Raw genomic sequence first — 12,977 nt, forward strand, 5'->3', positions numbered from 1 at the left:
ATGGTATCCCTCGATGCTTTATGGAACGAATTAAAAACAACTTATCAAAAGGATCTCTCACCTGCGAGCTATAATACTTGGATCGAAACCGCTCATCCACGTTCATTGGATCAGAGTCAATTAGTCGTCGAAGTACCAAGTAAAATTCATAAAGAATATTGGGAAAAGAATCTAACAACCAAAATTGTTGAAGTTGGTTACATGCTAACTGGAAAAGAGATCATTCCAAGGTTTGTAACTGGTGAAGAGGTGGAGCAAGAAGTCGTCGAAGAAATTAAAAGTCCTAAAATACCTGTTGCAAATCCAATAAAGAAGGCGATGTTGAACCCGAAATATACATTTGATACCTTCGTTATCGGTAAAGGAAACCAAATGGCTCATGCGGCAGCTTTAGTCGTTGCAGAAGACCCTGGTTCCATTTATAATCCTTTGTTCTTTTATGGTGGTGTCGGCCTCGGTAAAACCCATTTGATGCATGCTATCGGACATCAAATGTTGTTAAGCGAGCCTGATGCAAAGGTCAAATACGTTAGTAGTGAAACATTTGCCAATGACTTTATTAACTCGATCCAAAACAAAACTGCAGAGGAATTTCGCCAAGAATACCGAAACGTCGATCTTTTGTTGGTCGATGATATTCAATTCTTTGCTGAAAAAGAAGCAACACAGGAAGAATTTTTCCATACTTTCAATGCACTCTACAATGAAGGAAAACAAATTGTATTGACGAGTGATCGTTTACCAAATGAGATTCCAAAATTACAAGAACGTTTGGTTTCACGTTTTGCGTGGGGATTGTCAGTTGATATCACACCACCCGATTTAGAAACGAGAACTGCGATTTTACGTAAAAAAGCAGCAGCCGAACGTTTGGAAATACCCGATGATACCTTGAGTTACATTGCCGGACAAATTGATTCAAACATCCGTGAATTAGAAGGAGCACTCGTTCGCGTTCAAGCATTTGCTGCGATGAATAGTGAAGATATCTCAACTAGTTTAGCTGCAGATGCACTGAAAACACTAAAATCTGGTAAAGGTCATCCGCAATTATCTATCTTACAGATCCAAGAAGAAGTCGCGAAATATTATCATATTCAGTTAAAAGACCTAAAAGGAAAAAAACGTGTCAAATCAATCGTTGTACCGAGACAAATCGCTATGTACTTAGCAAGAGAGCTAACGGATAGTTCTTTACCAAAAATTGGTGCTGAATTTGGTGGGAAAGACCATACAACAGTGATTCATGCTCACGAAAAAATCCAGCAATTAATGGAATCAAGTGTCAGCATGCAAAATGAAGTATCCGAAATCAAAAATTTCTTATTAAATTAACTTTGAAAAACGAAAAAACGCTTTGTGGATAAAGTCAAAAAAAGCCTAAAAGTTATACACAGATTTTCCACAGCTGTTTTTTCTTTTATTTCTTGCATTTTTTTAGTTTTCCACAGAATCAACAGTACCTAATACTTTTATTATTTATATATTAACTAATAATAAATAAACGCTTAAAGGAGACACAACATGAAAGTAACTTTAAATCGAGCAAGTTTTATGCAAGAATTGCAAACTGTTCAACGTGCTATTTCAAGTAAAACCACTATTCCAATCTTGACTGGAGTCAAAATTACTTTGACTCAAGAAGGATTAACGCTAACTGGGAGTAATGCAGATATTTCTATTGAAACTTTTTTATCTGTTGAAAATGAAAAAGCCCAAATGCAAATTGAATCAACTGGAGCAATTGTGTTACAAGCTCGTTTCTTTAGTGAAATTATCCGTCGCTTACCAGAAGACACCTTTACTCTTGAAGTCTTAGAGAATAAACAAGTAGCCATTACTTCAGGAAAAGCCAACTTCTTAGTAAATGGGTTAGATGCAGACAATTACCCTCATTTACCTGTCGTTGAAAGCCATAATCAAATGAAATTACCGGTACATGTCTTAACGAAATTGATCAATGAAACAGTATTCGCTGTCTCACAACATGAAAGTCGTCCAATTCTAACAGGGGTCCATTTTATTTTAGAAGGAAATTCTCTTTTGGCTGTCGCAACTGATTCCCACCGTCTAAGCCAACGAGTGATTCCAGTTGAACAAGCAGCTGATCATTTTGATATCGTGATTCCTGGTAAAAGTCTGACTGAATTATCTCGTTCATTGACAAATGAAGAAGAAATCGTTGAGATCAGTATCATGGAAAACCAAGTACTCTTTAAAACAGAAAACATGTATTTTTATTCCCGTCTGTTGGAAGGAAACTACCCCGATACGAATCGGTTGATTCCTTCAAGCTTCAACACAGAAGTAGAATTTTCTGTTCCAAGTTTCCTTGCAGCGATTGAACGTGCCTCATTACTTTCTCATGAAGGACGTAATAATATCGTTCGTTTATCCATCCAATCAGATGCGGTGATTCTATATGGAAACTCACCTGAAATCGGAAAAGTAGAAGAAAGTCTGAATTATGTGGCAAGTAGTGGGGATCCTTTGGATATTTCCTTTAACCCTGATTACATGAAAGCTGCGTTACGTGCATTTGGTGATATGAGTATCAAAGTGAAATTTATTTCTTCTATTCGTCCGTTTACATTAGAACCAACAGAAGATGGTGTTCAATTTATCCAGTTAATCACACCAGTACGTACGAACTAATCTGTATATCATTTTGAAAAAGTAATGAAAAAAACAAAAAATAAACAAAAAGCCATAAAATCACTTTTAAGGCTTTTTGTTTATTTTTGTTTAAAACACCTTTTTTCGCTTAAATCGTCTTATATGGAAAAATATATGGATAAATTTGTTTTATTGCCTAAAAAAAGGTATAATAGAGTATACATTTATTAATGAAAATGAGGGATGAACATTGAAACAACAAGTCATTCTAAAAACAGAATTTATGACGTTGGGTCAAATGCTAAAAGAAGTCACAGTAATTAGCAGTGGTGGACAAGCAAAATGGTATTTAGCTGAAAACACTGTCTTGGTAGACGGCGAACCAGAGAATCGTCGTGGACGAAAACTTTATCCCGGCATGATGGTTGAAGTTCCAGAAGTGGGAACTTTTTTTATGGTAAAAAAAGGAATAAACGATAATGAGGCTGAATAAGCTGTATCTAAAAAATTATCGAAACTATCAGGAATTAAAGATTACGTTTACTAAAAACCTTGTCATTTTTTTAGGAGAAAATGCCCAAGGTAAGACGAATCTTTTGGAAAGTATTTATGTTTTGGCTATGACGAGAAGTCACCGTACCAGCAGTGAGCAAGAATTGATCGGATGGCAAGGCGAGCAAGCACTGATCCAGGGCGAAGTGACAAAAGGAACCTCTAAGATTCCTTTGGAGATCCTTCTTTCAAAAAAGGGACGCAAAACAAAGATCAATCATATCGAACAAAAAAAATTAAGTAGCTATGTTGGTCAATTAAATGTCATTTTATTTGCACCTGAAGACCTTTCATTAGTAAAGGGTAGTCCGCAGATCAGGCGAAAATTTCTTGATATGGAGTTAGGACAGATCAATCCGATCTATCTTTACGATTTGGTTCAATATCAAGGTATTCTAAAACAAAGAAATCAATATTTGAAACAACTGAATGAAAAAAAACAAACAGATTTACTTTATTTAGATATTTTATCTGAACAGTTAGCTGAATTTGGAAGTAAAGTATTGAAAGCACGTGCACAGTTTGTTCGACGACTGGAATTTTGGGCAAATACATTGCACCAACAAATCACCCATCAAAAAGAGCAATTAGAGATTGAATATGTCACCTCGTTTTCTTCTTTAAGTACACAAACACAAGAAGAGATCCAAACACAATTTTTAGAATTGTTGAATCAAAACAAAAAGAAAGATATGTTTCGCGGAACAACGACAATTGGACCACATCGTGATGATCTTTCTTTTTTCGTCAATCAAAAAAACGTGCAAACGTATGGTTCTCAAGGACAGCAGCGGACCACTGCTTTAAGTGTCAAGTTGGCTGAAATTGATTTGATCAAAGAAGAAACTGGGGAGTATCCAATTCTTTTACTTGATGATGTAATGAGTGAGCTAGATGATAATCGCCAACTACATTTACTAGAAACGATTGAAGGAAAGGTACAGACTTTCTTAACAACAACGACACTTGATCATGTAAAAAACAAAATGACTGTTGAACCAGAGATTTTTTATGTTCAGCAAGGGGAAATAAAAGGAGAAGAAGGCTAAATGACAGATGAAAAAAGTTTAGTAGAACGTGCAAAAGAATATGATGCCAGTCAGATCCAAGTTCTTGAAGGACTTGAAGCCGTTCGAAAACGTCCTGGTATGTATATCGGCTCCACAAGTTCGGAAGGATTACATCACTTAGTATGGGAAATCGTTGATAACTCTATCGATGAAGTCCTAGCAGGATTTGCGACGAAAATCCAAGTAATAATTGAAAAAGATAACAGTATTACTGTCATCGATGATGGCCGAGGTATCCCCGTTGATATCCAAGCCAAAACTGGTCGTCCAGCGGTAGAAACGGTGTTTACGGTACTCCATGCTGGTGGGAAATTCGGCGGAGGCGGTTATAAAGTATCTGGTGGTCTTCACGGGGTAGGTTCTTCGGTTGTAAATGCGCTCTCCACTCAGCTTGATGTAAAAGTCTACAAAGATGGAAATGTGTACTATCAGGAATATCGTCGTGGTGCTGTTGTCGATGATCTGAAGATTATTGAACAAACCGATCGAAACGGGACAACTGTTCATTTTATACCAGATCCAGAAATCTTTACGGAAACAACAGTTTTTGATTTTAATAAGCTAGCGACCCGTATCCGCGAATTAGCATTCTTGAACCGGGGAATGAAGATCTCGATTGAAGATAAGAGAGAAGAATCTCCAGTAGTAAAAGAGTACCATTATGACGGTGGGATCAAGAGCTATGTGGAATATTTGAATGCAAATAAAACGGTCATTTTTCCAGAGCCAGTTTATTTAGAAGGAGAACAACAAGACATCACGGTAGAAGTTTCCATGCAATATACCGATGGTTACCACTCCAACATCATGAGTTTTGCAAATAATATCCATACTTATGAAGGTGGTACGCATGAATCTGGCTTCAAGACAGCGTTGACACGTGTGATCAATGACTATGCACGTAAACAAAAATTGATGAAAGAAAATGATGATAACTTAACTGGTGAAGATGTGCGGGAAGGACTGACCGCAGTAATTTCGATCAAACACCCAGATCCACAATTTGAAGGGCAAACCAAAACAAAATTAGGTAATTCTGAAGTTCGGACAGTAACAGATCGTCTGTTTAGCGAGCATTTCATGAAATTCTTGTTAGAAAATCCAAGTGTTGGACGACAAATCATTGAAAAAGGATTGTTGGCTTCTAAAGCACGTCTAGCAGCGAAACGTGCCCGTGAAGTAACCAGAAGAAAAGGCGCATTAGAAATCAGTAATTTGCCTGGTAAACTGGCGGATTGCTCAAGTAATGATCCAGAAAAATGCGAATTGTTCATCGTCGAAGGAGATTCTGCCGGCGGTTCAGCAAAACAAGGGCGAAATCGTGAATTTCAAGCAATTTTACCGATTCGTGGGAAAATCTTAAATGTTGAAAAAGCAAGTATGGATAAAATTCTAGCCAATGAAGAAATCCGCTCTTTATTTACCGCTATGGGAACAGGATTCGGTGAAGACTTCGATGTTTCCAAAGCTCGTTACCACAAATTAGTGATTATGACGGATGCCGATGTCGATGGTGCCCATATTCGAACATTGCTCTTAACCTTGTTTTATCGTTATATGCGCCCAATTGTTGAAGCGGGATATGTTTATATTGCACAACCGCCGCTATACGGGGTAAAACAAGGGAAAAAAATCACGTATGTACAACCCGGTAAAAACGCTGAAGAAGATTTGAAACAAGTAGTTGCTTCTCTACCAGCTACACCAAAACCAAGTGTTCAACGATACAAAGGGTTAGGTGAAATGGATGACCATCAACTATGGGAAACAACGATGGACCCTAGCAATCGTATGATGGCTCGTGTTAGTGTGGATGATGCTATCGCAGCTGATCAAATTTTTGAAATGTTAATGGGTGATCGAGTGGAACCTCGTCGTGCATTCATTGAAGAAAATGCCCATTATGTGAAAAACTTAGATATTTAGTCATGAAGGAGGAAAAAAGATGAGTGAAGAAATCAGAGAGAACATCCATGATGTCAATCTAACTAGCGAAATGAAAGACTCCTTCATCGATTATGCGATGAGTGTTATTGTTGCTCGTGCACTACCGGATGTTCGAGATGGGTTAAAACCTGTTCATCGCCGTATTTTATACGGGATGAACGAATTGGGTGTGACCCCAGATAAAGCCCATAAAAAATCTGCCAGAATCGTTGGGGATGTTATGGGTAAGTATCACCCCCATGGAGACAGTGCTATTTATGAATCCATGGTACGGATGGCACAACCATTTAGTTATCGGTACATGCTAGTGGATGGACATGGTAACTTTGGTTCTGTCGATGGTGATGGAGCAGCTGCGATGCGGTACACCGAAGCACGTATGAGTAAAATTGCCACGGAGATGCTACGGGATATCAATAAAAATACTGTAGATTTCCAAAGTAACTATGACGATACAGAAAGGGAACCAGTCGTACTTCCAGCACGCTTTCCTAATCTGCTAGTTAACGGAACAACAGGGATCGCAGTTGGTATGGCGACGAATATCCCCCCTCATAATTTATCTGAGGTAGTAGCAGCGATCGATCTATTGATGGAAAATCCAGAAGTAACAACCAATGAATTGATGGAAGTTTTACCTGGTCCCGATTTTCCAACCGGTGGTCTCGTAATGGGTAAATCAGGTATTCGCCGTGCTTACGAAACGGGGAAAGGGTCAATAACTGTTCGAGCAAAAGTAGAAATCACGGAGATGCCTAATGGCAAAGAACGAATTATCGTAACGGAACTTCCTTATATGGTCAATAAAGCAAAATTGATCGAACGAATCTCTGAATTACACCGTGATAAACGGATTGAAGGAATTACGGATTTGCGTGATGAGTCTTCTCGTGAAGGAATGCGGATCGTTATCGATATCCGCCGTGATGCAAGTGCTTCGGTTATTTTAAATAACCTGTATAAGTTGACTTCATTACAAAATTCATTTGGTTTCAATATGCTGGCCATTGAAAAAGGCGTTCCTAAAGTACTGAGTCTTAAACAAATACTTGAAAACTATGTAGAGCATCAGCGTGAAGTGATCACTCGCCGAACGATTTTTGAAAAAGAAAAGGCAGAAGCACGAGCTCACATTTTAGAAGGTTTACGGATCGCATTGGACCATATTGATGAAATCATTGCAATTATCCGTGGGTCTAAATCTGACGATGAAGCAAAAACAACGATGATTGATCGTTTTGAATTATCTGATCGACAAGCGCAAGCGATCTTAGATATGCGTTTACGTCGTCTAACTGGTTTAGAACGTGAGAAAATCGAAAATGAATACCAAGAATTATTACGATTGATCGAAGATTTAACGGATATTCTTGCTCGTCCAGAACGTGTGACCGAAATCATCAAAACAGAGCTAGCAGAATTAAACCAACGTTTTGGTGACAAACGTCGTACAGAATTACTAGTGGGTGAAGTTTTAAGTCTTGAAGATGAAGACTTGATCGAAGAAGAAGAAATCGTTATTACACTCACGAACAATGGGTATATCAAACGTTTAGCGAACAATGAATTTAGAGCACAACGTCGTGGTGGACGCGGTGTACAAGGAATGGGCGTGCATAACGATGACTTCGTCAAAAACCTTGTCTCTTGTTCGACACATGACACCTTGCTATTCTTTACCAATAACGGGAAAGTCTATCGTGCCAAAGGATATGAAATTCCAGAATATGGTCGAACTGCGAAAGGAATTCCAATCATTAACTTGTTAGGGATCGATTCAAGTGAAAAAATTCAAGCAATTATCGCAGTCACCGGTGAAGCTCAAGAAGGACATTACCTCTTCTTCACTACTCGTCAAGGAACGGTGAAACGGACCACCGTAACTGCTTTTGCGAATATCCGCAGTAATGGATTGATTGCGATTGGCTTAAAAGAAGACGATGAATTAGTCAACGTGTTGTTAACAGATGGTCAATCAAACATTATCATTGGTACACATGATGGTTATTCGGTAACGTTTGCGGAAGGAGCTGTTCGGGACATGGGACGGACAGCGTCAGGAGTTCGAGGTATTCGTTTAAGAGAAGACGATTATGTGATTGGTGCTGCCTTGATGAATGAAAATCATGAAGTCTTGATCATTACTGAAAAAGGCTATGGTAAACGAACGAAAGTGAAAGAGTATCCAGTGAAAGGTCGCGGCGGTAAAGGGATCAAAACAGCCAATATCACTGAAAAAAATGGTCCATTAGCTGGACTAGCCACGATTGTTGGAACAGAAGATATCATGCTGATCACAGATAAAGGCGTTATTATTCGTTTCAATGTCTCAACTGTTTCTCAAACTGGACGTGCTACACTTGGCGTACGTTTGATCAAAATGGAAGCTGATACGAAGGTTGTGACAATGGCGGCCGTCGAGCCAGAAAGCACAGAAGAAACTGAGACACCAACAGAGACCGTGGAAGATACCACAATAGATAAAACAGAAGAATAGTCAAAAAACAGGGCTTGTCTCAGCGATGGGAAGCTTGTAAAAATAAGCCACAACCTCCGATACACAATGATTGTCGGAGGTTGTGGCTTATTATTGTTTTATGTTCATGGATTCTTTTGCAACATAAAAAAGAATCCACCTACGAATAGCTCTTGTAGTTTTTATACTTTGTTATTGTAGGAGATCGTGTTTTTCAAGAGATTCAAAAAGAGAACTTTCGGCAGTCATTTAGTAAAGCATCTTATTAAAAACTTCTTTCTACACTATTTTCCCTTCAGCTTATTGCTTTTTTCACTCTATACGTGTATAATTAAAGATTGTGAGTAGTCTAATTTATTAGAAAACTCTCCTTGCTCTTGGGAATCTAAGAGCCGAAAGTCCATAGGGAGGTGAAAATCAATGGAAAATACGAAATATGAAATCATGTACATTATTCGTCCAAACATTGATGAAGAAGCAAAAACTGCTTTAATCGAACGTTTCGATGCAATCTTGAAAGATAACGGAGCTGAAGTTATCGAATCTAAAGATTGGGAAAAACGCCGTTTAGCGTATGAAATGAACGGTTACCGTGAAGGTATCTATCACATCGTTAAAGTGTCTTCTCCATCATCAGCAACTGCTGTCAATGAATTTGACCGTCTTGCTAAAATCAACGACGATATCATTCGTCACATGATCGTGAAAGAAGAAGCATAATTTATTGTTTCATGTGGAACAATAGAACAACGATGAGAGGAGATGAATCTTTTGATTAATAATGTTGTACTAGTTGGACGTCTAACTAAAGATCCGGATTTACGATATACATCAAGTGGCACTGCAGTAGCAACGTTTACTTTAGCTGTTAATCGTAATTTTACTAGCCAAAACGGCAATCGTGAGGCTGACTTTATTAATTGTGTGATTTGGCGTAAATCAGCAGAGACATTAGCAAACTATGCTCGTAAGGGGACTCTTTTAGGAGTTACTGGACGTATCCAAACTCGTTCTTATGATAATCAGCAAGGACAACGTGTATACGTAACAGAAGTAGTTGCTGAAAACTTCCAATTATTGGAAAGTCGTGCTGCATCTGAAAATCGTCAACAAACTGGCGGTTACCAAAGCTCTGGTCAATCGACAAATGATTTTGGCGGAAGTAATAACTATAATCAAACATCTCAATCATCCAACGGTATGCCTGATTTTGATCGTGACAATTCTGATCCATTTGGTTCAAGTTCAACGATCGACATTTCAGACGATGATTTACCATTCTAAACGAATTTGATAGGAGGGAAATAGAATGGCACAACAAAGAAGAGGCGGACGTAAACGTCGTAAAGTAGACTATATTGCTGCTAACCATATTGAATATATCGATTATAAAGATATTGAATTACTAAAAAGATTTATCTCAGAACGTGGAAAAATCTTGCCACGTCGTGTAACAGGTACAGGCGCTAAAAACCAACGTAAAATTACTGTTGCTATCAAACGCGCACGTATCATGGGCTTACTACCTTTCGTAAGTGAAGATTAATTGAAATAATGAAACGAGGAAATGGTTTTACTACCGTTCCCTCGTTTTTTACTTTTTGAGAATAAATGTTTAGATGTTTTATTATCAAAAAAAAGAGTGTCATCTATACTTAGAAGAATCATAGAGAAAAGCATCCACGATTTTCGTTTAGGATTGGGGATAAAGAATACTATCTTTAAAAATTCCATCTCCCCAAATCTGACTTTCCGACAAGCTGCTCTCAATCAACTCGATTGGTTGCTGATTGACTAAGATCATTGCACAACGGTAGCCAGCGAAAGGTTGATAAAGAGGCATGATGATTTCTTGTCCTTTCAATGCTAGCTCAATGTTATCGACTGTAAAAGCAACATGAGCTTCTTTTTGAATGATTGGATCAAGACGACAATCGGGACCAAAGGCATGGAGTTCGATTGGCATAGATAAAGAATTTTTCACATCCAGTGAGTACATATCGAATAAAGGACTATACTTTGTTTCTGGATGATCTTTGATTTCTTCCAGATCGATTGGTTTACCGATATGATGGAAGCTTAATTTGTTCATTTTATTCATATAATGCTCCTTTGCCTTTTATAAATTGCTCATTTGAACATTCAAAGTAGTAATAATTTGCTTTATTTCGGTTTGAGGTTAGATGATAACTGTCATTTCAAGGTTGAAAACAAGTTATTCTACCATTTTTTTTAATACAGTGAAAAGTATTTTCAGTTAAATAATCAAGCATTTGTTTAGTCGCTTGAATACGGGAAGTTATGGTAAAATTAAACTAATCAACTATGGGAGGAAGAAGATGGAAAAAGAAAAAGAAAACTTAACCCCTAGACCTCTCTTCATTTTTTTATTTTTATTGCTTGAAGTACTGGTTGTATTATTTATGCCATTTCGTTTTGTTAGCGCTTTGGTTGTGCTTTTGATGAACCTTTTTGGCTTACGTTATTGGTTGAAATTAAAACGATGGCTAATGATAAAAAATCGTGAAAAAATCCAACAAGCCTCAACGGTGGCTGAGAACAATCTTGCTTATGTCTCCGAAGTGATGCCAGTAGGAGTGATTGCGTACCAACCAACAAGCCAAAAAATTGAATGGTTGAACCCACTCGCCTTAAAAATCAAAGATCAAAGCAGCTTAACAGAAGAAGAACTATTAGATGCTTTTTTTTCGGCAAAAGAGAAAAAGAAAAAACAAGTATATTTAGCAGATCGAACCTTTCAATTTGAAATGGATACAGTAAAGGGGGTCGTTTATTTCAACGATATCACCCAAAATCAATTGTTGAAGCTCCATCAAACCAACAGTCAGCCAGTGATTGGTATCTTATCAATTGATAATTATGCAGATGCTATCGATAAGTTAGATGACAAAGAAATCTCTTATCTCAATTCGTTTGTGACTACAATGGTGTCTGATTGGATGAACGAATACCATGTCTTTTTTAAGCGGATCACTGCAGAACGCTTTTTCTTTGTCGCACAAATGATTGATTTGAAAAAAATGATGGACAAAAAATTTGATCTGTTGGATCGTTTACGTGCAGAAGCAGAGCGACAAAATTTGCCAATTACTCTAAGTATGGGGATTGCTTACGGTCAAGATTCGTTAGATGAAATTGGGGGAGAAGCCCAAAATAATTTGGACATTGCTCTAGTTCGAGGTGGCGACCAAGTTGTCGTGAAAGAACTACGTGAGGGAGCAAAACCTGTTTACTATGGAGGAAAATCAGCTAAGTCAGTCAAACGAACCCGTGTACGTTCACGAGCGATGAGTACTGCACTTCGTAAGATTTTTACTGAAACTGGCGATGTATTTATCATGGGGCATAAATTCCCCGATATGGATGCTATTGGTTCAGCATTTGGGGTAAGTTGCTTAGCTCGTTTCAATCAAAAAAAAGCGTATATCGTACTTGATGAAAACGAGATTATTCCAGACGTAGAACGATGTTTAGAGGAAATTCATAAACACCCTGAACTAGAAGCACAGCTGATTTCGCCCAAAAAAGCGATGGAGCTTAAAAAAGAAGAAGACCTGCTAGTTATGGTAGATTACCACAAACCCTCGCTATCGATCTCTCAGAGCCTATATGAGCAATTTGATAAGATCGTTATTATTGATCATCATCGACGTGGGGAGGAGTTCCCAAGTAAGCCGCTGTTGACGTATATCGAATCTTCTGCTTCTTCTGCTTCAGAGTTAGTAACAGAACTAATTCAGTATCAAAGCAATCGCACGAATCGCTTAGATCGTTTTGAAGCGACGTTGTTATTGGCAGGCATGACTGTTGATACGAACAGTTTTAATGTACGCACAACAGCACGAACTTTTGATGTAGCAAGTTATTTAAGGTCTTGTAGTGCGGATGCTTCCCTAGTACAATATTTATTGAGTTCAGATTTAGCAACCTATTTGGAAATCAGCCATTTGATTGCACAGAGCGAATATGTAACTTCAGATATTGTCGTAGCAGCTGGGACAGATGAAAAGGAATATAATAGTGTGATCGCTGCGAAAACGGCAGACACCCTCTTATCAATGATCAATATCAATGGGGCTTTTGTCATCACGAAACGAACGGACGGGCTAGTCGGGATCAGTGCTCGTAGTTCGGGCACGATCAATGTTCAAGTGATCATGGAGTCTCTTGGCGGCGGCGGTCATTTCACCAATGCAGCGACCCAATTGGAAGGTGTCACAGTAGAAGAAACCAAACAGCGTTTACTTGCTGCAATCAAAGAAAATAGGAATCAATTATATGATAAGGAGTAATGG

Annotated in this window: 11 protein-coding genes; 10 read left to right on the top strand and 1 reads right to left on the bottom strand. The window is 38.2% G+C overall.

All coding sequences use genetic code 11. The features are described 5' to 3' along the window. The 9 genes from dnaA to rpsR all read left to right on the top strand — a co-directional run bounded on the left by dnaA (window position 1) and on the right by rpsR (window position 10,207). Window positions 1-1,335 carry a chromosomal replication initiator protein DnaA gene (gene dnaA / locus IGK91_RS00005; protein WP_010720504.1) on the top strand — a complete coding sequence of 445 codons (1,335 nt, stop codon included), beginning with the start codon at window positions 1-3 and terminating at the stop codon, window positions 1,333-1,335. Window positions 1,336-1,524: 189 nt separating this feature from the next. Next, on the top strand, window positions 1,525-2,655 hold the full coding sequence (gene dnaN, locus IGK91_RS00010) for a DNA polymerase III subunit beta (protein ID WP_010720503.1): 1,131 nt from the start codon (window positions 1,525-1,527) through the stop codon (window positions 2,653-2,655). Between the two features lie 211 nt (window positions 2,656-2,866). Next, window positions 2,867-3,109 (top strand): S4 domain-containing protein YaaA, encoded by a 243-nt coding sequence (gene yaaA, locus IGK91_RS00015; protein WP_010720502.1) that lies wholly within the window; start codon window positions 2,867-2,869, stop codon window positions 3,107-3,109. Further along, complete coding sequence (gene recF / locus IGK91_RS00020) at window positions 3,096-4,217, top strand: DNA replication/repair protein RecF (RefSeq protein WP_034697664.1); 1,122 nt, start codon at window positions 3,096-3,098, stop codon at window positions 4,215-4,217. Before yaaA ends, recF begins: the two co-directional genes overlap by 14 nt. Beyond that, entirely contained in the window at window positions 4,218-6,164 is a 1,947-nt protein-coding gene (gene gyrB / locus IGK91_RS00025; RefSeq protein ID WP_010736776.1) for a DNA topoisomerase (ATP-hydrolyzing) subunit B, read from the top strand. A 19-nt stretch (window positions 6,165-6,183) separates the two neighbouring features. After that, on the top strand, window positions 6,184-8,682 hold the full coding sequence (gene gyrA / locus IGK91_RS00030) for a DNA gyrase subunit A (protein WP_010720499.1): 2,499 nt from the start codon (window positions 6,184-6,186) through the stop codon (window positions 8,680-8,682). 399 nt (window positions 8,683-9,081) lie between these two features. Then, the gene (rpsF, locus tag IGK91_RS00035; protein WP_010720498.1) at window positions 9,082-9,381 is read left to right on the top strand and encodes a 30S ribosomal protein S6; all 300 of its coding nucleotides are present in this window, start codon (window positions 9,082-9,084) and stop codon (window positions 9,379-9,381) included. Between the two features lie 51 nt (window positions 9,382-9,432). Continuing rightward, window positions 9,433-9,945, top strand: coding sequence for a single-stranded DNA-binding protein (gene ssb, locus IGK91_RS00040; RefSeq protein ID WP_010720497.1), 513 nt, complete (start codon window positions 9,433-9,435; stop codon window positions 9,943-9,945). A gap of 25 nt (window positions 9,946-9,970) precedes the next feature. Next, window positions 9,971-10,207 carry a 30S ribosomal protein S18 gene (rpsR, locus tag IGK91_RS00045; RefSeq protein WP_002288370.1) on the top strand — a complete coding sequence of 79 codons (237 nt, stop codon included), beginning with the start codon at window positions 9,971-9,973 and terminating at the stop codon, window positions 10,205-10,207. 147 nt (window positions 10,208-10,354) lie between these two features. Here rpsR and IGK91_RS00050 read toward each other — a convergent pair whose 3' ends face one another. Further along, a complete protein-coding gene (locus IGK91_RS00050; protein ID WP_010736777.1) occupies window positions 10,355-10,762 on the bottom strand; it encodes a hypothetical protein in 408 nt (135 codons plus the stop codon). A 238-nt stretch (window positions 10,763-11,000) separates the two neighbouring features. On the opposite strand from IGK91_RS00050, the gene IGK91_RS00055 reads away from it, so the two are divergent. After that, complete coding sequence (locus IGK91_RS00055) at window positions 11,001-12,974, top strand: DHH family phosphoesterase (protein WP_034697669.1); 1,974 nt, start codon at window positions 11,001-11,003, stop codon at window positions 12,972-12,974. The last annotated feature ends 3 nt before the right edge of the window (window positions 12,975-12,977 follow it).

The organism is Enterococcus sp. DIV1208 (genome assembly GCF_050530455.1).
Lineage (GTDB): Bacteria > Bacillota > Bacilli > Lactobacillales > Enterococcaceae > Enterococcus_B > Enterococcus_B hirae.

Coding starts and splice junctions, on each gene's coding strand:
- dnaA (WP_010720504.1), top strand. CDS start 1: ATGGTATCCCTCGATGCTTTATGGAACGAATTAAAAACAACTTATCAA.
- dnaN (WP_010720503.1), top strand. CDS start 1,525: ATGAAAGTAACTTTAAATCGAGCAAGTTTTATGCAAGAATTGCAAACT.
- recF (WP_034697664.1), top strand. CDS start 3,096: ATGAGGCTGAATAAGCTGTATCTAAAAAATTATCGAAACTATCAGGAA.
- gyrB (WP_010736776.1), top strand. CDS start 4,218: ATGACAGATGAAAAAAGTTTAGTAGAACGTGCAAAAGAATATGATGCC.
- gyrA (WP_010720499.1), top strand. CDS start 6,184: ATGAGTGAAGAAATCAGAGAGAACATCCATGATGTCAATCTAACTAGC.
- rpsF (WP_010720498.1), top strand. CDS start 9,082: ATGGAAAATACGAAATATGAAATCATGTACATTATTCGTCCAAACATT.
- rpsR (WP_002288370.1), top strand. CDS start 9,971: ATGGCACAACAAAGAAGAGGCGGACGTAAACGTCGTAAAGTAGACTAT.
- IGK91_RS00050 (WP_010736777.1), bottom strand. CDS start 10,762: ATGAATAAAATGAACAAATTAAGCTTCCATCATATCGGTAAACCAATC.
- IGK91_RS00055 (WP_034697669.1), top strand. CDS start 11,001: ATGGAAAAAGAAAAAGAAAACTTAACCCCTAGACCTCTCTTCATTTTT.